The organism is Kribbella sp. NPDC031520, from assembly GCF_055580825.1.
Map to the genome: position 1 here is coordinate 189687 of NZ_JBVIKS010000007.1, position 19719 is coordinate 209405.

Genomic DNA, 19719 nt, shown 5'->3' on the forward strand with positions numbered 1-19719 from the left:
GGGCATTGTGCGTTGGTTGGTGAGTCGTGCAGGTCCGGGTGCGCTGCTTGACCTCAAGCGCTTTAAGTGTGTGACCGTGGGCGGCATGACGGTTTTCACCATTCAGGAGGTTGCGCGGCGGAGCGGGCTGAGCGAGCCGACGCTGCGGTACTACGAGGACGTCGGGCTGGTCGGCCCGATCGACCGCGACACGCAGAGCGGGCACCGCCGGTACCGGACCGCGGATGTCGACACCCTCGAAGCCCTCGCCTGCCTGCGCGCGGTCGGCGTCGGCATCGGCGACATGCGTACGTACCTGGCCAACCGCGCCCGCGGCCGCGCCGCAGCCGGCGAACAACGCGACCTGCTCCTCCGGCACGCCGAACGCATCGAGACCGAGATCGCCGCCCAGCAGACACGGCTCCGCTACCTCCGCGAGAAGGCGGCCCTCTGGGACGCCCGCGACCGGGGCGACGAGGCCGCGGAGGCCGCAACGATCGAGCGCCTCGTCGACGTGGTCGACGGTCTGGGAGCCCTCCGATGAGCCCGGCCGGCGGGCAGCGGGAGCTGAGCCCGGCGCTGGTGACCGGTGGATCCGGCTACCTCGCGACCCACCTGATCGCGCGACTCCTGCGTGACGGCCAGGACGTCCGTACGACGGTCCGTTCTCTGGCCCGTGCCGACTCGGTGCGGGACGCCGCACGCCGCGGTGGCGCCGACGACGCCCGCCTGGCGTTCGTCGAAGCGGACCTGCTGTCCGACGACGGCTGGAAGGCGGCGGTCGACGGCTGCGCGGAGATCCACCACGTCGCGTCACCGATCCCGGCGGTACAGCCCGACAACCCGGACGACCTGATCGTCCCCGCCCGCGAAGGCACCCTCCGCGTACTCCGAGCAGCACGAGACGCCGGCGCGCGCCGCGTCGTACTGACCTCGTCCTTCGCCGCGGTCGGGTACACCCCGAAGCCCGGCGCCGAGTACACCGAAGAGGACTGGACAGACCCCGACACCCCCGGCCTCGCGCCGTACCCACGTTCGAAAGCCATCGCCGAGCGCGCCGCCTGGGACCTGATGCGCGACGCCGACACCGAACTGGTCGTCGTCAACCCGACCGCGATCTTCGGCCCGACCCTCACTACCGACCTACGCTCCTCGACCCAGCTGATCAAGATGATGCTCGACGGAAGCGTGGAGGTGGTGCCGCGCGCCCGCTTCGGAGTGGTCGACGTACGTGACGTGGCCGACCTCCACGTCCGCGCCATGGTCAGCCCCGATGCCGCCGGCAACCGATTCCTTGCTGTCAGCAACGACCCCGCCACCAGCTTCCTGGAACTCTCCCAACTCCTGCACGCCCGGCTCGGCATCCCCACCCCCACCGAAGAAGCGCCCGGTCCCGACCTGCCTCGCCCCACCATCCACAACGACCGAGCCCGAACCTTGCTCGGCTGGCAACCCCGAAACGCCGAAACCACCATCCTCGGCACCGCCCAGAGCCTGCGCGACCTAGGCCTGCTACCCCCACGGATCCTCTGACCGCCAGCGCCGCCCCGCCATCGACGGGCGCCCTCGTCGACCGACCACCAATGAGCGGTACGTCGCACGCCAGCTCCTCGGCGGTTGGCGCAGAGTGCGCCGTACCTCGTCCGGCTGCGTCTCGATCGGGAACCGCACGAAGATCTGGAACTGCTCGTCCCTCGCGTGCAGAGCGACCAGGAGCTTCTGCGGATCCCGATGGTCGACGCCCGCCCAGCTGAGCTCCAGGCAGGCGAGGTCGACCTGCCCGATGTCCACCAGCCGCTGCCAGCTCCGGTCGGTGCCGAGCCGGTCGACCTCCGTGTCGTACTGCGTCGAATCGAACGAGACGCCGTGGTCCATCGGCACGTCGCCGAACCAGTCCCAGTGCACCACGCCGTTCCCTCGACTGATCAGCGCCTCCGTCGAACCGCACCCGCTGTCGCCACACCCACACCGCCCAACCACGACCCGTCGCCGAGTAGCCAGCAAGTTGTCGGGCACGAGGAGGTCGAACGGATGCATCCCGATCCCTCCGGCCTCCTCGGCGATCCTCACATCGTTGACGCGGACAACCACCTCCGGCCCGAGCTCGCCGCTCACGACCTCGAGCCGGAGCGTGTCGGTCGGCAGTCGCGCGTACGAGGTGCCTTCGACAACCTGCCCCGGCGCGCGCGGATCCGGCCGAGGGATCGACAACTCGTCAAGTGCCTTCAGGAGAAGGGCCCTGAGCTGACGGTTCCGCATCGTCACCGGCGCATCGGCAAGCTCCCGAAGTGAAACCGACTCGAACCCGTCCGCGACCGCCCGCCGCGCCGCTCCGATCGCCCAGTTGGCCGCTGCGACCGTCTTGCCGCGCGCCGCACACCGCGCCGCGGCGTCGTACAGCCGCTGCTCGGGCGAGGCTGAGGTGTCCACCGCAACATAATCCGCCTGACCCGCCGCCGACACAGTGAGAGGGTGTGGGTGTGGTGGTGATCTTGGTCGTACTCGGTGCGGCCGTGCTGCACGCGACGTGGAACGCGATGGCTCACGGCGCACCGGACCGAGTCGCCGGGCTGGCGTTGTTCGAGCTGGCGGCCGGGGTGATCGGCCTCGTTGCCGTACTGCTCATGGGGTTGCCGCCGGCCGGTACGTGGTGGTACATCATCGCGTCGGCGCTCCTCCACCTCGCGTACCTCGGCGGCTTGTTGGCGTCGTACCAACTCGGCCAATTCAGTCAGATGTACCCGTTGGCCCGCGGTACGTCGCCGTGGGTCGTGGCCGTCGTCTCGATCGTCGTACTCCACCAACACCTCGCCGCGGTCGAACTGGCCGGCGTACTACTCGTCTCAGCCGGCCTGATCGCCCTCGTCTTCATCGGCCGGCCCGGGCGCAACCAACTCCCGGCGATCTTCGCCGCGATCGGCACCGGCCTAATGATCGCGTCGTACACCGTCGTCGACGGGGTCGCGGTACACAAGATGCCGGTGGCAACGTACATGGGCTGGGTCTTCATGCTCCAAGGATTCGCGGTACCGATCGCCGTCCTCGCCTGGCGCGGCCCCAAGACCTTCAACCTCCCGCGCCCGGCGATCCTCTCCGGCCTGGCAGGCGGCGTCGTCTCGATGGTCGCCTACGGCCTCGTCCTCTGGGCCCAGACCCGCGGCACCCTGGCCGCCATCGCCGCCCTGCGGGAAACCAGCATCATCTTCGGCGCCGTCATCGGCGCCCTCTTCTTCCACGAACGCTTCGGCCCCAAACGAGCCACCGCCGCCGCCGTGGTCGTCGCCGGTATCGTCCTGATCACCACCGGCTGAGCCACGACGGCCGCCGAGTCGTGCGATTCGGTCGACGATTCGAACCTCGATCCACGATTCGGCGATCCGAGGCGGAGCCGCATCGCGCCTGGCGGGTGTTTACTCGGGCTATGCGGACCATTGGTCGTGGTGTGAGGTGTGGGGCCGCGCTTGGTTCCTGCTTTCTTTCTTGTCGTGCTCGCTGCGGCGTCGTGCGGAAACGAGAGAACGCCGGCCTCCGGGGCGAGCAGCGCGACGCCAAGCGCCGGTTCGGCGATGCCTCGGAAGACGGCTGGAACGCAGATTCCGGTAGGTCCGGCGACTACGGCGTTTCTCGAGCGGGCGCGTGCCGTCGAGCAGGCCGTCCGGGCTGCGGGGATCCCGCAGGCCCGGAAAGGCATCTTCCTCTACTCTTCCCGGACGCCGGGGCTGGGCTTCGACACCGTCGAGCAGAAGGTTGCGTGGGGTGCCGGGCACGTCACTATCGCGGCGGGAGTGCACGGTGGATCAAGGGGCACGACCCGTATCGAATTCGGCGACGGCTCCAGCCTCGAGGCGAGCGTCCTCGATCCCGGGCGCGCGCTGACCCAAGCGATCGGAACGCCGTACGACAACTGCCGTCAGATGGCGATACCGGCTTCGAAGTGCAAGCTCACGATCACCGGCGTGGTGTTGAAGACAGCTGACGTCGAGACCAGCAGCGGTCGCGCGACCGTACCTGCGTGGTCCTTCACAGCGCAGGGCCTGTCCCGACCGATCGTCGTCCTGGCAATCTCCACCGAGGTACTGCAGCCTCTGGTGGAGCCCACCCCACCGCCCGGACTGAATCAACGGCTGGACCCGAGTCTCGTGCCGGTTGGATGGCTCACCGGGGTCGACGACCGCACGCTCACCTTCACCCTTGATCACGGGTCATGTGACCGCGACCTTCGGGCTCAGGTCCGCGAGTTGAAGGACATGGTGGTCATCGGCGGGAGCATAAGTCTGGTGCGCGACTCCTGTCAGGGCGTCGGTGCCACCTCGCCGGCGACCGTCACCCTTGCCGAGCCTCTCGGAGATCGAGCCGTGATCAACGTCCGCAACGGTGGCAGACTCACCCTCTACCCTCACATTCAGTAATCCCGGAGTTCCTAGCGCCTGACACAGCCTCCTTGAGGGTGAGTGGGGGTCCCGGGCGGTGGACCCCCACTCGGCTTGGGGGTTAGCGGCTTACGGCGTCCAGGGCGTCGGCCAGGCCTTCGCCGTAGAAGGAGTTGTTGGCGGTGGTGCCGGTGCAGCGGGCGTCCGGGGTGGCGGTGGGGCAGGCGACGTCGTCGGCCTCGCGTTGGAGGGCTTGTTCGATGTCTCGGGGGCCCCACCACGGGTGGGTGGATTTCATCAGGGCGGCGATGCCGGTGACGTGGGGCGAGGCCATCGAGGTGCCGCTCAGTTTGGCGTAGCCGCCGGGGACGGTTGACAGGATCGAACTGCCGGGGGCGGCGACGTCGATCTTGTTCAGGCCGAAGTTGGAGAAGCTGCTCTTCACGCGGGCCTGGGTCGTGCTGGCGACGGTGATGACACCGGGCAGCTCGGTCGGCATGTCGAGGCAGTTGTTGTTGATTGTCCGCGTGACCGTGGTCGCGTCGTCCGGACTGTCGCTGTCGGTGGTCTTGTTGGCGAGGTCATAGTTCGAGTTACCGGCTGCCGCGACCGACAGCGTGCCCTGGTCCGACGCCCAGGCGTACGCCCGGCGGACGGCCTCCTGGACGGCGCCCTGGTCGCCGTTGTCGTCGCACCAGAACTCCCACGGGTCGATGAAGTAGCTGTGGTTCGTCACTGCCATGTGGTGCTGGGCGGCCCAGACGATCCCGCAGATCGAGTACTCCGGGTAGATGAAGCCGGCGTCGTTGACCACCTTGACCGAGGCGATCCGGACTCCCGGCGCGACGCCGACGATCCCGACGCCGTTGCGTGCTGCGGCGACGATGCCCGCGACGTGGGTGCCGTGGATGCTGGTCGTCGGCCGCCAGGCGCCGGGCGTGGTGTCGGGTACGCCGTTGTTCACGCAGTTCACCGAGTCCGCCGCATCGAAGTTCGGGGCGAGGTCGGGGTGGGTGTCGTCGACACCGCTGTCGTTGATGCCGACGAGCACGTTCCGCGAGCCGTCGGTCACCGCGTGCGCCTGGTCAGCCTTGATCTGGACCAGGTTCCACTGCTCGCCTTCTCGCGGGTCGGGCACCGGGGTCGCCGTACTCTCGTCGGTCGAGTTCGCACCGCCGGGTCCTTCGCTGACGCCGACCGTGCGGGTGGCGCCGACCGACTCGACCTCGCGGCCGTTGTGCACGGTGCGTATGTCGGTCTTGAAGTCCGGGTTGGTGGACTGTGCGATGACGACGCCGAGCTGCTGGTACGAGACGAGGACCTTGCCGCCCGCGTCCTTGACAGCCTCCTCGGTCTTCCGCACGTGACCGGGGGTGGCCTTCGTGTTGATCACGTAGTTCATCAGCGGTCCGGCCGTCGTGGCGGCGTGCGCGTTCGTCGTGGCGCCGAGCGATACGCACACCAGCGCGGCGGCGGAGAGCCCGGCGGCAAGCCGGCGGGGGCGGGGCGTACGGGACACGAGGCCTCCTCAGGGGCAGGGACCGGACGGACGGGTCCGGACCGGTAACCCGAGACTCTAGGCCGGATCGCGCACCGACGGAGTTCTTCGTCCACAACGCAGGGGAAACCCTGCATGCAGCGGCAGGATCACGCTCAGTTGCCCACATTCTGTGGATCCACCTGTGGATAACTTGGGGAATAACCCGCTTCGACAGTGGATTACCTGTGCATGTAAGATAGATACAACAGAGATACGAGTCGTATGGGTGGGAGTGCAGTGGTAGGCGGGGACGCGGAGAACGACGCGGTGACATTGGGTGACGAGACCGCGGAGATCGCGCGGGTAGTGGTCGAGGCCGCGCCGGGGGTGGAGAAGATCCCCGCGGCCGAGCGCGTGTACGCGTACGTGAAGGCAGCGATCCTCGACCGGGCGTACCCCGGCGGCGAGCTACTCACCGAGGGTGAGCTGGCGACCGCGGTCGGTGTTTCCCGTACGCCGGTCCGCGAGGCTCTGCTCCGTCTCGAGGAGTCCGGCCTGGTCAAGCTCTACCCGAAGAAGGGTGCGCTCGTCCTGCCGGTGCTGCCGCAGGAGATCGAGGACGTGCTCGAGGCCCGGGAGCTGATCGAGACCCACGCCGCCGCGAAGGTCTGGCCGCGCCGCAAGCAGCTGATCGAGGCCCTCAGCACGCGCGTCGACGAGATGCGCGCACACCGCAAGGACGGCGACGCGAAGAGCTTCCTGGAGGCCGACCGGGCCTTCCACGAGGCGATCGTCGATGCCGCAGGCAACCAAATCCTGGCCAAGCTCTACAACAGCCTGCGGGACCGCCAGGTCCGGATGGGCGTGCCCGGGATCGAGGTCCAGCCGGCCCGGATGGACAAGTCGATCACCGCGCACCAGGAGATGATCGACGCGCTCGGCGGCAACAGCGTGAAGCGCTTCCGCGAGCTCGTGATCGCCCACATCGAGACCGCCGCGACGGATCTGCGGGGCACGCGGTGAACGAACTTCGCTACCCCCTGGGCGGACGGCGTGCCTGGGCGGTGTGGGCCATTGCTGTCCTCACGTACCTCGTCACCGTCCTGCACCGCGGCTCGATGAGCGTGGCCGGTCTGCAGGCGGCGGAGCGCTTCCACATCTCCGCGTCAGCACTGGCCAGCTTCACCGTCGTCCAGTTGACCGTGTACGCCGCCATGCAGGTCCCCGTCGGCGTACTGCTCGACCGCTACGGCTCGAAGCGCCTCTTGATCGCTGCGTCCGCGCTGCTGTTCGTAGCGCAGTCTGCGTTCAGCATGGTGAACTCGTACCCCGCTGCGCTAGCCACCCGTGCAGTACTAGGTGTTGGCGACGCCCTGGTGTTCATCAGCGTGCTGCGGGTGGTCATGTCGTGGTTCCCCGCGCTACGCCAGCCCGTGATGTCGCAGGCGACAGGAATGCTCGGTGGTCTCGGAGCGATCATGTCGACGGTTCCGATGGCTGCCGCGTTCCATGCCTTCGGCTGGACACCCACGTTCGCTGCGGCGTCCGTACTGAGCCTGGTGACCGGCGTACTCGTACTACTGCTGCTCAAGAACTCCCCGTACGACGAGCAGCTCCGCCGCGCCAAGCAGCCGCTCAGCGAGGTGAAGAAGAACCTGCGTCGCGCCTGGAACGAGCCAGGTACACGGCTCGGGCTGTGGACGCACTTCACCACCAGCTTCTCCGGCAGCACGTTCGGCCTGCTCTGGGGATACCCGTTCCTCGTACAGGGACAGGGGGTAGCCCCAACGACCGCTGCGGCCATGCTGATCATCCCCGTACTGGCAGGCCTCTGCTACGGCCCCCTGGTCGGACGGTACGCCGCCAGGTTCCCGTTCTACCGCTCGTGGATCGTGCTGGCGGTCATCGCAGGCTCCGTGGTCATGTGGACCGTAGTACTGCTCTGGCCGGGCCGCGCGCCGATGCCCGTGCTGCTCGCACTGATCGTCGTACAAGCGGCCGGTGGGCCGGGGTCGATGCTCGGGCTGGACTACGCGCGGACGTTCAACCCCACCACGCGGTTCGGTGCCGCGAACGGGATGGTCAACACCGGCGGATTCATCGCGACGCTGCTCTGCATCGGCATGGTCGGCGTACTGCTCGACGTCTCGTCCGGCGGCGCTCCGCAGGAGATCGGTGACTTCAAGGTCGCGCTGGCGTTCCAGTACGTGCTGTGGGCGATCGGCACCCGCCAGATCCTCAAGTACCGGCGTAAGGCCCGCGGCAACCTCGCGCGCTACAACCCCGAGGCGTACCAGGCGCTGCTGGCGAACCAGGTCGTCCCGCTGAAAGGCTGAGACAGCGGCGTGCCAGGCCCGTGCCAGCACCTGAGGAGACGGTAGTCCCAGTGAAGTAACAACTGGGAGGTACCGATGACCACAACGAACCAGGCCGCCATCGAGGCGGTCGGTCTGGTCAAGAAATATGGCAGTACCACGGCGCTTGCCGGCGTCGACCTGACCGTGCCGACCGGCACGGTCCTCGGGGTCCTCGGCCCGAACGGCGCCGGCAAGACGACCGCGGTCCGCATCCTCGGCACCCTGCTCCGGCCGGACGCCGGGCACGCGGTGGTCGGCGGGTACGACGTGGTCCGCGAGGCCGGGAAGGTCCGCGGCATCATCGGGCTGACCGGGCAGTACGCGTCGGTCGACGAGGACATGTCCGGCCGCCGGAACCTGATCATGATCGGCCGGTTGCTCGGGTACTCGCGCCCGCAGGCCCGGGCCAAGGCGGCCGAACTGCTGGAGCGGTTCGAACTGACCGACGCCGGCGACCGGATCGCCAAGACGTACTCCGGCGGTATGCGCCGCCGCCTCGACCTGGCCGCGAGCCTGGTCGGCAACCCGAGCATCCTGTACCTGGACGAGCCCACGACCGGTCTCGACCCGCACGCCCGCAACGGCGTCTGGGAGACGGTCCGCAACCTGGTGCTCGACGGTACGACGGTCCTGCTCACCACGCAGTACCTCGAGGAGGCCGATGCCCTGGCCGACTCGATCGTGGTCTTCGACAAGGGCGCCGTGGTCGCGAACGGGCGGCCCGCCGAGCTGAAGGCCCAGGCCGGCCGGCAGTCGCTCGACGTACGCCCGGCCGAGCCGTCGCACATCGAACGGGTCGCCGCGATCGTCGCCGAGTCCGTCGGTACCCGGCCGACCGTCGACGTGGTGAACGCCCTCGTCAGCGTGCCGGTCACGGACGGTTCGTCGATGCCGGTCGTCGTACGACGGCTGGACGAGGCCGGGATCGCGGTGACCGAGTTGTCGCTGCGGCTGCCCAGCCTGGACGAGGTGTTCCTGGCGCTGACCGGTCACACCACCGAAGAGCCGAAAGTCCTGGCAGGAGCCGGCCGATGAGCACGGTGGCAATCGAGACCAGACGGACCAATCCGTTCGCCTGGGTGCAGCAGAGCCTGACGCTGGCCTGGCGGAACATCGTCCGGATCCGCCAGAACCCGGAAGCCCTGGCGGACGTCACGTTCCAGCCGATCATCTTCCTGGTGCTGTTCCTGTTCGTGTTCGGCGGTGCGATCGCCCAGGGCGCCGGATGGCGCGACTACCTGCCGTTCCTGTTGCCGGGCCTGCTCGTGCAGACGGTGGTGTTCTCCACGATGGGTACCGGCGTCGCGCTGAACGACGACTTCGCGAAGGGCGTGTTCGACCGGTTCCGGTCGCTGCCGATCGCCCGGATCGCGCCGCTGGTCGGCGCGGTGCTCGGCGACGCGGTCCGGTACTCGTTGTCGATCGTGATCCTGATGAGTACCGGCTTCGCGCTCGGGTTCCGGTTCCAGAACGGCGTCGGGTACGGCCTACTCGCGCTGCTGGTCGTGCTGGCGTTCGCGTTGTCGATGTGCTGGATCTGGGTCTGGCTCGGACTCTCGCTGAAGACTGCCCAGGGCGTACAGGGTGTGGCGTTCCTGGTGATGTTCCCGCTGACCTTCGGCAGCAACGTGTTCGTGAAGACGGACACGCTGCCCGGGTTCCTGCAGGCGTTCGTGAAGGTCAACCCGGTCAAGTACCTGGTCGACACGATGCGCGGCCTGATGCTCGGCGGCCCGATCGAGAAACCGCTGCTGATCACGCTCGCCTGGATGGTCGGCCTGGTCGCGGTCTTCGCCCCGCTGGCGATCCGCGCCTACCGCCGCCGTACGTAACAACTGTGCCGACCCGGCGCTGGTACGCGTCCGCCGGGTCGGCACCGACTGGTGTGTGGTCTACGAGTTGAGCTCGCCGAAGGACAGGGGTTCGCGGGTGCAGAGATAGGTTGCCCAGTGCAACTTTGTGGGGTGGCCCGCGGGGTCGCGGGTGATGCGGAGGAGTTCGCCGGTTTCGCGGCCGGAGACGGTTCGGTAGACGTCTTCGGAGAGGCGTTCGAAGACGGCGGGGGACTGGTACTCGGCGGCCGCGGGGGACTTGGCTTCGAGGACGCCCTGCTTCACCGAGAAGACGAACGGGTCGCCTTCGGAGAACCAGGTGCCGAGTACGCCGGACAGTTCCTCGGGTACCGACGTACCGGGGACCCAGGCCTCCGGCGGCAGCGGGTCGTCCTCCAGGACCTTGATGATCAGGTCGGTCGCCAGCGCACTCGGGGCCGGCGACGAGGTGGCGCCGAACAGCGCGATGCCCGCCGTACCGGAGGAGCGGTCGACGAACGTCGACGTGATGTGGCCGGGCATGCCGCCGTCGTGGCCGACGAACAACCGGTCGCCGCGCCGCAGCAGCATGAACCCGAGCCCGAACGCGAGCTGCCAACGGTCCACGTCGGCCATGATCTGCACCTGGCACATCTCGTCCAGGGTGTCCTTCGACAGCACCTCGTCGACCGGCTCCGCGATGAACATCGCCCACTTCGCCAGGTCCTCGGCCGTCGACGCCAGCCCGCCGCAGGCGTCCATCGCGCCGATGTCGAGCAGCGGCTCGCGCACCGGTACGTCGGAGAACGGCGGTACGTAGTACCCGGTCTGCGCCGGGCCACCGTCCATGCCGACCGTGGTCCGGCGCATCTCCAGCGGGTCGAGGATCCGCGCCTTGATCGCGTCGTACCAGGACCGGCCGTCCAGCCGCGCGACGATCTCGCCGAGCAACGAGAAGACGAGGTTCGAGTAGTGGAACTTGTGGTGCGGCCTGCCGACCCGCTCGGCCGCGTTCCAGCCCGGGACGAGCTCTTCGCGGGACGGGAACTTCATCAGATCCCACACGTCGCCGACCGGCTCGCGCTGCATCCCGCTGGCGTGGCTCAGCATCTGCCGGACGGTGATGCCCTCGTGCTTGCTGTCCGGGATCAGCTTCTCGATGGCGTCGTCCAGGCTGAGCTTGCCCTCGTCGCGCAGCGCCATGATCGCCACCGCGGTCAGCGTCTTGCTCTGCGACGCGATCAGGAACTGCGAGTCGGCAGTCGGCGGTACGCCGGGACTGTCCAGATCCGCCGATCCGACCCCGACGGACCAGGCCAGTGAGCCGGCGCGGGCGACAGCGCCCACGACTCCCGGCACCCGGCCCTTGGACTGACGTTCAGCGACGATTCGGGAGAGCGCGACCTGCGTCTGCGCGGCGATTTCTGTCACGCCTTCCGACCCTAAGGGAGCTGAGTGACAAAAGGCAGGGGTAATTGGGCAGCGGGATGTGCGAGGCTGGTGGAGTGCGCATAGCGGTGCTTGGGCCTCTCGCGATGTGGGCGGCCGACGGGACTCCGCTCGACATCCGCGGCGTACGCCTGCGCGGGTTGCTCGCACGGCTCGCGTTGAGCGCGGGGCGGCCGGTCAGCGTCGAGACCCTGGTCGACGCGCTGTGGGGGAGCGAGGCCCCGAGCGCGAACGCGCTGCAGTCGCTGGTGTCCCGGCTGCGGGCGAGTCTGCCGGCCACCGAGTCGAGCATCTCGGTGCAGTCCGGCCCAGCCGGCTACACGCTGACGATCGGTCCGGACTGCGTCGACGCCCTCCAGTTCGAGGAGCTGGTACGGCGAGGTCGTGCCCTGCTCACCTCCGACCCGGAGCAGGCGCACGCACTGCTCATGCAGGCCGACAAGCTCTGGCGTGGTGATGCCCTGGCCGACCTGCGCGACCTCCCGTTCGCCACGGTCGAGGCGGACCGCTTGGCAGAGCTAAGACTGGCCGGTGCGGAGGAGCTGGCAGAGGCAGCCGTCAGCTGCGGCCGCGCCCGCGACCTGATCGCCGACCTCGAACGCCTCGCCGCCACGCACCCGCTCCGCGAACGCGTGCACGAGCTGCTCATCCGCGCCCTGTACGCCGACGGCCGCCAGGCGGAAGCGTTGACGGCGTACGAACGTATCCGGGCCACCTTGGCCGACGAGCTCGGTGCTGACCCCGGCAGCCGTCTGCGGGACCTCCACGTGTCCGTACTACGTGGTGACTCGGTTGACCCTGTCGCCAAGAACACCGCCGTACCGGCTTCTGCTCCGGCAGCACCGCGTAGCAACCTGCGGGCGCCGCTGACGAGTTTCGTGGGTCGCCGTGAGGACGTGGCCGAGCTGACCCGGCTGCTGAGCAACGGGACCCGGCTGGTGACCATGGTCGGTCCGGGCGGTGCCGGCAAGACCAGACTCGCCACTGAAACCGGCAGGACTCTCGTGGACCAGTCCGGCGACGGCATCTGGTTAGTGGAGCTCGCACCGCTCGGTGACGCAGCGGACGTGGCACCGGCAGTCCTGTCCACACTGGGCGCGAGTGAGTTCGTGGACCTCACGCCAGCGTCCTTCGCGCCCAAGCACATCCCGACCAGCCGTGCTGCGACGCAGCGACTCGTAGAGGTCATCGGCGACCGTCGCATCCTCCTGGTGTTCGACAACTGCGAGCACCTGGTCCAGGAGGTCGCAGGACTCGTCGACTCGCTCCTAGCCTCCTGCCCGCGGCTGCGGGTGCTGACGACCAGCCGAGAGCCGCTGAGCATCCCCGGCGAGCACCTGCACCCGGTTGGACCGCTCGGGCTCCCGCCAGAAGACACCACGCCGGACGACTACCCGGCGATGCAGCTGTTCGTCGACCGTGCTCGCGCCGTACGCCCTGACTTCCAGCTGACCGACACCAACCGGCAGGCGGTCGCAGAGATCTGCCGCCGGCTGGACGGGATGCCGCTGGCGATCGAGCTGGCCGCAGCACGTCTGCGTGCGCTCACACCGCCGCAGATCGTGGACCGGCTCGCGGACCGCTTCCGGCTGCTCACCAGCGGCTCACGCACCGCCCTGCCGCGGCACCAGACGCTCCGTGCCGTAGTGGAGTGGAGCTGGGACCTGCTGGACCCGGACGAGCAGGCGGTCGCTCGACGACTCTCGCTGTTCTCCGGCGGCGCCACGCTCGACGCGGCCGAGCAGATCTGCAGCGACGAGAGCATCCCCGCGGAGTCCGTGCTCGGCGTACTCGCGTCGCTTGTCGACAAGTCGCTCGTCGAGGCGGCCGCTGACGAGCGGTCCGTGCGCTACCGGATGCTGGAGACGGTCCGCGCGTACGGGGCCGAACAACTGAAGGCCTCCGGTGAGTACGACCGGTTCCGGAAGGCACACACTGCCTACTTCAGCCGCATGCTCCGCAAGGCGCGACCGAAGCTGCGGACCGGTGAGCAGATCGAGTGGATCGCCCGCCTGACCGCCGACAACGAGAACCTGATCGACGCGCTGCGGACCGCGATCGACACCGGCTCCGCGCGGGTCGCCGTACAGATGGTCGCGGTTCTCGGTGAGTACTGGACGATGAGCGGCCGGCCGGCCGAGGCGGTCAACTGGATGCAGACCGCGCTCGCCGTACCGGGTCCGACCGTGCCGCTGGACAAGGCCGAGGCGCTGTACCTGCTCGCGCTCGGGCGGATGTCGTCCGGCGAGGACGCGGCCAAGTCGTTCCGGCAGGCGATCCGCGGTCTGGCCACGGTGCGCTGGATGACCCGCAAGCACCGCATCCTCGTCGACTCGGGGATCGGGTTGTTCACCAACGCGGTCTGGGCCGCGATCCGCCGGGACAAGGCGACCTGCTTCGCCGAGCTGGAGGCCGCGGGCCGGCATGAGGATCCGTGGATCCGGAACATGGGCGTGATGACGAGCGCGATGTTCCGCGAGAACGAGGGCGAGGTCGACGAGATGGCGGCCAACCTCACGGTCGCCCTCGCCGGCTTCCGCGAGCTCGGCGACCGGTTCGGTACGTCGATGGCGCTGCGCGGGCTCGCCGGATACCAGGCGAGCACCGGGGACCACGCCGCCGCGCTGGAGTCGCTGGTCGAGGCGCTCCGGCTGATCGAGGAGCTCGGTACCACCGAGGGCGTCGCCCAGCTGCTCGGAAGCTGCGCGTCGAGCCGGGTCGAGCTGGAGGACTACGACGGTGCCCGCGCTGACCTGGAGCGGGCGCTCCGGTTGTCCGAGGAGACGGGTTCGCGCGGTGGCGAGGCGATGGCGTACATGGGCCTGGCCAAGGTGGAGTTCCGGCTCGGCCGGGTCGACCAGGCGCGCGAGCTCGCGGAGCGCGCGTACGCGACGCTCGACCTCGAGACCGAACGGATGGCGCCGCACGGCCAGGCCGTGATGCTCGGGCAGCTGAGCCGGATCTACGCGACCACCGGCGACGTCGAGAAGGCGCAGGACTGTGCCCGCCAGGCGATCGGGCTCGCACTCGGCACCGAGGACATGCCGGTCGCGGCGGCGGTCGTCGAGATCGGGTTGCACGCCGACCTGCTGACCAGCAGGCCGGAGGAGATCGCGCGGCTGCTCGGCCTGGCCGCCACCATGAAGGGCCTGCGGACGATCCCGGACGCCGACGTCCAGCGGCTCGTCGACGAACTCCGCGATGCCCTGGGCAACGAAGCGTACGAGGCGACGTACGCGGCCGGTGCCGCCGTACCGCGCGACGAAGCCCTCGCCGAAATCCGCAAGCGGTATATCGATTAGGCGGTGATCAGCTCCACGGCGAGGTCGCGCAGGGAGTTCTGCACCTTCTGCTCCGGTGGTCGCGGGTCGGCGAGCATCCAGTCGTGGACGACCGCGTTCACCGCGCCGAAGAACGCCAGCGCGAGGAACCGGAAGTCCTTGCGCTTGATCTCGCCGCGCTCGACCGCGGTGTCGCCGAGGTCCCGGACGTTGCCGATCAGCAGCTCCCGGAACGCGTTCCGCTGCTCCTCGACCGCCGGGCTGGTGCCGACCACCTCGACGAACGAGATCCGGGCCCGCCGCAGGTCGCTCATGATGGTCCGCAGGTACGAGTCGACGGCTGCCGCGATCCGCTCCCGGACCGGCCGGTCGGCGGTCCGGCGAAGCGCGTCCCCGGTACTCCGGACCGCCAACTCGATCACCTGCGCGTGCACCGCGAGCAGCACGGCTTCCTTGTTCTGGAACTCGTGGTAGAAGTGCCGGGTGGACACTTTCGCCTGTGTGCACAGGCGTTCCACGGATGTCGCCGGATAGCCTTCGGTCCCGAAGAGTTCGAGCGCGGCAGCCAGCAGCCGTTCCCGGCGCGCGGCCTTCCACTCCTCGACTGACCGCCCGGAATAACGGCGTACGGAGGGTTCCCTCATCACACCTCTTGTCGCTACCCCGTGCCAGATCCCGGACATCCTATCCACCCCTCGGCGCAGGCGTAACCAGGTCAGTCCAGCTTCGTGTAACCCTTCGTGCCGTCGATCAGCTCGCGGATGATGTCCAGGTGGCCGACGTGGCGGGCGGTTTCCTCGATCATGTGGCACAGCACGTGCCGCAAAGAAGCTGCCTTGTCAGCAGGTTGCCCTACCTCGACGGCCTCCAGTGGCAGGTCCGCGATCGTGGCGTTGGACCGCCGGCACTCCTCGTCGTACTCGTCCAGCAACTGCGCGATCGGTACGTCGTCGACGAACATCTCGGCGTCGGGGTGCCCGTCCTCGGTCCACGGCGTCTGGCCGGTGTCGGGGACGCCCGCGACACCCAGCTGGAACCACGAGTACTCGACCCAGCGCAGGTGCGCGACCAGGCCCGCCGGAGACATCAGCGGCGAGGTCGGTACGACCTTGCGATGGGCATCAGCCTCGCTCAGCCCGGTGCACTTCATCCGGACGAACGAACGCTGAACGTCGAGCCATCCGGTCAACTGCTCACGCTCACCGGCGGTCAGGGCCGGACGCTGTACTTGGGTCATGAGCGCGCACCGTACAGGGCGTCCTCGAGAACCGACCAACCATTTAACGGTCGGCGGGTGCACACAGTCGGCTGGTGGGGTGGCATGCTCGTCGGGTCGGCGACCGCCTTTGGTGAGGGGTGAGACGTGGATCCGCGGTTCGACCTGCCTTTGTACACGCGTGCCGAGGTCGCGCTCCACCTCGGGCTGCCGGCCACCACGCTCGGCGACTGGCTGCGGTCCGGGGCGCTGGAGGCGCGCAGCGGTGGCCGTGGCGAGCCGACGATCACCTTCGCCGGTTTGGTCGAGACGCACATGCTGCGGCACCTGCGCCGTACCGGGCTGTCCCTGCACGCGATCGGCGAGGCCGCGGTCGCGCTCCGCTCGCGGGCCGGCCGCCGGTACCCGCTGGCCTGGTCCGGTCTCGCCCACGACGGCCGCGACCTGCTGGTCGAGATCGCCGCCGAGGGTCGCGAGGCCGGCTGGGAACGGATCCGCGACAGCCAGGGCGGCTTCCCCGGCGTCCTCCGCCGCGGCTCGGCCGCGATCGGCTGGTCCGACGACGGGTACGCCGGAACGCTGCGCCTGGTGATCTACCACGACATCGACGTGATCGTGGACCCCGCACGCGCCTACGGCCGCCCGCTCGTCGGCGACGTCCCGGTCGAGGACGTGATCGACGAGGTTCGTACCGGCGCCTCCTACCGGGACATCGCCACCAAGTTCAACCTCGAGGACTTCGAAGTGGAAGCCCTGGTCCGGCCTCACATCCGCCCACCGGCCTTCCGCAAACCCCGCTCCCTGGAAACCCAAGCCGAGTCTTTGCTCTGAGACCTACTTGCGGTCGTCGCGGATGCGTTTGGCCTTGCCGAGGGAGCGTTCGAGGGCGTGTGGGTCGAGGACCTCGACGGCTGCGGTGACGCCTACCCGGTCTTTGATGCGGCGCGCAAGCGTGGATGCGGCCGCCGAACGGTCCGCGAGGTCCGGGGCGGCCTCGACCTGGACGGTGAGTTCGTCGAGGCGGCCGGGGCGGGTGAGGACGCACAGGTAGTGCGGGGTGAGGCCGTCGACGAGGAGGATCTGTTCCTCGATCTGGGTCGGGAAGACGTTGACGCCGCGGACGATCATCATGTCGTCGGTGCGGCCGGTGATCTTCTCCATCCGGCGCATACCGGGGCGGGCGGTGCCCGGGAGCAGGCGGGTCAGGTCGCGGGTGCGGTAGCGCAGTACCGGGAAGGCTTCCTTCGTCAGCGTGGTGAAGACCAGTTCGCCCTCGGAGCCGTCCGGGAGTACTTCGCCGGTCACCGGGTCGATGATCTCCGGATAGAAGTGGTCCTCCCAGATGTGCAGGCCGTCCTTGGTCTCCACGCATTCCTGCGCGACGCCCGGGCCCATCACCTCGGACAGTCCGTAGATGTCGACGGCGTGGATCCCGGTCCGTTCCTCGACCTCGGTACGCATCGCCTCGGTCCACGGCTCGGCGCCGAAGATCCCGATCCGCAACGCGGTGTCCCGCGGATCAAGGCCGCGCCGTTCCAGCTCGTCGACGATCGCCAGGAAGTACGACGGGGTGACCATGATGATCCGCGCGCCGAAGTCGCGGAGCAGATCCACCTGCCGCTCGGTCATCCCGCCGGAGACCGGTACGACGGTGCACCCGAGCCGCTCGGCCCCGTAGTGCGCGCCCAGCCCGCCGGTGAACAACCCGTACCCGTACGCGACATGGCAGACATCTCCCGCGCGCCCACCCGCAGCCCGGATCGACCGCGCCATCAAGTCGGCCCAGTTGTCCAGATCCCGCCGCGTGTACCCGACCACCGTCGGCCGCCCGGTCGTACCCGAGGACGCGTGCACCCGCACAACCTCGGTCCGCGGCACTGCGAACATCCCGAACGGGTAGTTGTCCCGCAGATCCTTCTTCGCGGTGAACGGCAACCGGCTCAGATCGCTCAACGACTGAAGGTCACCGGGCTTGAACCCGACCGCATCCAGCCCGGCCCGATAGTGCGGCACGTTCTCGTACGCCCGCCGTACAGTTGCCTGCAGCAACGACAACTGGCGGGACCGGAGTTCGTCGACGGACAGCTTCTCGCCGGCGTCGCGCAGCTCCAACGGGCAAGCCTCACCGAACATGACGTCCTCCTAGGGACGGGCGAGCAGGGTCGCGATGCCCTGGCCGACGCCGATGCACATGGTGGCCAGCGCGTACCGGGCATCGCGGTGGCGCAGCTCGAACGCGGCGGTCAACGCCAGTCGCGCGCCGGACATGCCGAGCGGATGCCCGAGAGCGATGGCGCCGCCGTTCGGGTTGACGTGCTCGGCGTCGTCGGGCAGCCCGAGCTCCCGCAGTACGGCGAGGGACTGGGACGCGAACGCCTCGTTCAACTCGATCACCTCGATATCGGACAAGGCGACGCCGGTCCGCGAGAGCAGCTTCCGGGTCGCGGGCGCCGGCCCGATCCCCATGATCCGCGGCGGCACCCCCGCTGCGGCGGTCCCCACCACCCGGGCGATCGGAGTGGCCCCCAACCGCTCCACGGCCTCTCCACTCATCACGAGCAAAGCGGCCGCCCCGTCGTTCACGCCAGAAGCGTTCCCAGCGGTAACGGTGCCAGGAGAGCGGAACGGAGTCTTCAACCCCGCAAGAGCTTCGAGAGATGTTTCGCGCGGGTGCTCGTCAACGTCGACCACGGTCACAGCGCCGCGCTTTCCGGGCACCTCGACCGAGACGATCTCCTCGGCCAACCGCCCGTTCGCCTGCGCCTTCGCCGCTCGCTGCTGCGAGCGCACCGCAAACAGATCCTGGTCCTCACGCGACACGTTGAACTCAGCGGCCACGTTCTCCGCAGTCTCCGGCATCGAGTCGATCCCGTACTGCTCCTTCAGGACCGGATTCACGAACCGCCATCCGATCGTGGTGTCGAACACCTCCGCCTGCCGCGAGAACGCAGTCGTTGCCTTGGGCATCACGAACGGTGCCCGCGACATCGACTCCACGCCACCGGCCACCACGATGTCGTTGTCGCCGGCAATGATCGACCGGGCCGCGTACGCGACCGCGTCCAGGCCCGACCCGCACAGCCGGTTGATCGTCGTACCGGGCACCGAGTCGGGCAGGCCCGCGAGCAGCACCGCCATCCGCGCGACGTTGCGGTTGTCCTCGCCGGCCTGGTTCGCGCAGCCGAGGATCACGTCGTCGATCCGCGCCGGGTCGAGTGCGGTCCGGTTCAGCAGCGACGAGATGACATGCGCGGCCAGGTCGTCGGGACGCACGGCCGACAGCGCACCGCCGTACCGCCCGATCGGCGTCCTCACCCCGTCGACCAGAAACGCCTGGCGGGTCATGCGCCCTCCTCCGATGGAACGATCGTGCCTGACAGTTGCCGGCTGCGGCCGCGGAACTCCGCGATCACCTCGTCGCCGCGGGTGACCGTGATGTCGTAGATCGCGTTCCGGCCGAACGTGGTCCGCTCGCGCGCCTCCGCGACCAGTACGTCACCGCGGTGCGCCGGTGCGACGAACACGATGTCGCAGGCCTGCGCGACCGTCACCCGGTTGCGCGAGTTGCACGCGAACGCGAATGCGGAGTCGGCGAGACTGAACACGAATCCACCATGCGCGATCCCGTGCCCGTTGACCATGTCCTCGCGGACGGTCATCTCGAGCCGCGCCGTCCCTTCGCCGACGTCGACGAGCTTCATCCCGAGTCCGGCGCTGGCGGTGTCCTCCGCCCACATCGCCGCCGCCACCCGAGCCGCCAAATCACTCATCCGCCG

General features: G+C 68.9%; 18 protein-coding genes. 10 read left to right on the forward strand and 8 right to left on the reverse strand.

The window, feature by feature from the left end; all coding sequences use genetic code 11:
• The first annotated feature begins 85 nt into the window (after positions 1-85).
• Both ACZ5BU_RS33495 and ACZ5BU_RS33500 read left to right on the forward strand, forming a co-directional pair.
• Complete coding sequence (locus ACZ5BU_RS33495) at positions 86-523, forward strand: MerR family transcriptional regulator (protein WP_465704467.1); 438 nt, start codon at positions 86-88, stop codon at positions 521-523.
• Positions 520-1512 (forward strand): NAD-dependent epimerase/dehydratase family protein, encoded by a 993-nt coding sequence (locus tag ACZ5BU_RS33500; RefSeq protein WP_465704468.1) that lies wholly within the window; start codon positions 520-522, stop codon positions 1510-1512. The genes ACZ5BU_RS33495 and ACZ5BU_RS33500 overlap by 4 nt, the downstream gene beginning before the upstream one ends.
• On the opposite strand, the gene ACZ5BU_RS33505 is transcribed toward ACZ5BU_RS33500, so the two are convergent.
• Positions 1492-2409 (reverse strand): hypothetical protein, encoded by a 918-nt coding sequence (locus tag ACZ5BU_RS33505; protein ID WP_465704469.1) that lies wholly within the window; start codon positions 2407-2409, stop codon positions 1492-1494. The genes ACZ5BU_RS33500 and ACZ5BU_RS33505 overlap by 21 nt on opposite strands.
• A 50-nt stretch (positions 2410-2459) precedes the next feature.
• On the opposite strand from ACZ5BU_RS33505, the gene ACZ5BU_RS33510 reads away from it, so the two are divergent.
• Positions 2460-3290, forward strand: a complete 831-nt coding sequence (locus ACZ5BU_RS33510; protein ID WP_465704470.1) for an EamA family transporter — start codon at positions 2460-2462, stop codon at positions 3288-3290.
• Between the two features lie 174 nt (positions 3291-3464).
• A complete protein-coding gene (locus ACZ5BU_RS33515) occupies positions 3465-4388 on the forward strand; it encodes a hypothetical protein (RefSeq protein ID WP_465704471.1) in 924 nt (307 codons plus the stop codon).
• 82 nt (positions 4389-4470) lie between these two features.
• On the opposite strand, the gene ACZ5BU_RS33520 is transcribed toward ACZ5BU_RS33515, so the two are convergent.
• A complete protein-coding gene (locus ACZ5BU_RS33520) occupies positions 4471-5868 on the reverse strand; it encodes a S8 family peptidase (RefSeq protein WP_465704472.1) in 1398 nt (465 codons plus the stop codon).
• A gap of 243 nt (positions 5869-6111) precedes the next feature.
• On the opposite strand from ACZ5BU_RS33520, the gene ACZ5BU_RS33525 reads away from it, so the two are divergent.
• From ACZ5BU_RS33525 to ACZ5BU_RS33540, 4 genes are all read left to right on the forward strand, one after another.
• Positions 6112-6852 carry a GntR family transcriptional regulator gene (locus ACZ5BU_RS33525; protein WP_465704473.1) on the forward strand — a complete coding sequence of 247 codons (741 nt, stop codon included), beginning with the start codon at positions 6112-6114 and terminating at the stop codon, positions 6850-6852.
• On the forward strand, positions 6849-8165 hold the full coding sequence (locus ACZ5BU_RS33530) for an MFS transporter (protein WP_465704474.1): 1317 nt from the start codon (positions 6849-6851) through the stop codon (positions 8163-8165). The genes ACZ5BU_RS33525 and ACZ5BU_RS33530 overlap by 4 nt, the downstream gene beginning before the upstream one ends.
• Positions 8166-8240: 75 nt before the next feature.
• Positions 8241-9221 (forward strand): ATP-binding cassette domain-containing protein, encoded by a 981-nt coding sequence (locus ACZ5BU_RS33535; protein ID WP_465704475.1) that lies wholly within the window; start codon positions 8241-8243, stop codon positions 9219-9221.
• Positions 9218-10018, forward strand: coding sequence for an ABC transporter permease (locus ACZ5BU_RS33540; protein WP_465704476.1), 801 nt, complete (start codon positions 9218-9220; stop codon positions 10016-10018). Before ACZ5BU_RS33535 ends, ACZ5BU_RS33540 begins: the two co-directional genes overlap by 4 nt.
• A gap of 60 nt (positions 10019-10078) precedes the next feature.
• On the opposite strand, the gene ACZ5BU_RS33545 is transcribed toward ACZ5BU_RS33540, so the two are convergent.
• Entirely contained in the window at positions 10079-11428 is a 1350-nt protein-coding gene (locus ACZ5BU_RS33545) for a serine hydrolase domain-containing protein (protein WP_465704477.1), read from the reverse strand.
• A gap of 86 nt (positions 11429-11514) precedes the next feature.
• Here ACZ5BU_RS33545 and ACZ5BU_RS33550 point away from each other — a divergent pair, with 86 nt between their 5' ends.
• Positions 11515-14748 (forward strand): BTAD domain-containing putative transcriptional regulator, encoded by a 3234-nt coding sequence (locus tag ACZ5BU_RS33550; RefSeq protein ID WP_465704479.1) that lies wholly within the window; start codon positions 11515-11517, stop codon positions 14746-14748.
• Here the strand turns inward: ACZ5BU_RS33550 and ACZ5BU_RS33555 are convergent.
• Positions 14745-15371: a TetR/AcrR family transcriptional regulator gene (locus ACZ5BU_RS33555; protein ID WP_465704481.1), complete on the reverse strand. Its 627-nt coding sequence runs from the start codon at positions 15369-15371 to the stop codon at positions 14745-14747. The genes ACZ5BU_RS33550 and ACZ5BU_RS33555 overlap by 4 nt on opposite strands.
• Positions 15372-15442: 71 nt before the next feature.
• The gene (locus tag ACZ5BU_RS33560; RefSeq protein WP_465704483.1) at positions 15443-15964 is read right to left on the reverse strand and encodes a DinB family protein; all 522 of its coding nucleotides are present in this window, start codon (positions 15962-15964) and stop codon (positions 15443-15445) included.
• A 126-nt stretch (positions 15965-16090) separates the two neighbouring features.
• On the opposite strand from ACZ5BU_RS33560, the gene ACZ5BU_RS33565 reads away from it, so the two are divergent.
• Complete coding sequence (locus ACZ5BU_RS33565; RefSeq protein ID WP_465704485.1) at positions 16091-16774, forward strand: hypothetical protein; 684 nt, start codon at positions 16091-16093, stop codon at positions 16772-16774.
• A 3-nt stretch (positions 16775-16777) separates the two neighbouring features.
• On the opposite strand, the gene paaK is transcribed toward ACZ5BU_RS33565, so the two are convergent.
• From paaK to paaI, 3 genes are read right to left on the reverse strand one after another with little or no spacing between them, the layout of a single operon-like run.
• Entirely contained in the window at positions 16778-18076 is a 1299-nt protein-coding gene (gene paaK, locus ACZ5BU_RS33570) for a phenylacetate--CoA ligase PaaK (RefSeq protein WP_465704487.1), read from the reverse strand.
• Positions 18077-18085: 9 nt separating this feature from the next.
• A complete protein-coding gene (gene pcaF / locus ACZ5BU_RS33575) occupies positions 18086-19288 on the reverse strand; it encodes a 3-oxoadipyl-CoA thiolase (RefSeq protein WP_465704489.1) in 1203 nt (400 codons plus the stop codon).
• Positions 19285-19713, reverse strand: a complete 429-nt coding sequence (paaI, locus tag ACZ5BU_RS33580; RefSeq protein ID WP_465704491.1) for a hydroxyphenylacetyl-CoA thioesterase PaaI — start codon at positions 19711-19713, stop codon at positions 19285-19287. The genes pcaF and paaI overlap by 4 nt, the downstream gene beginning before the upstream one ends.
• Positions 19714-19719 lie beyond the last annotated feature (6 nt).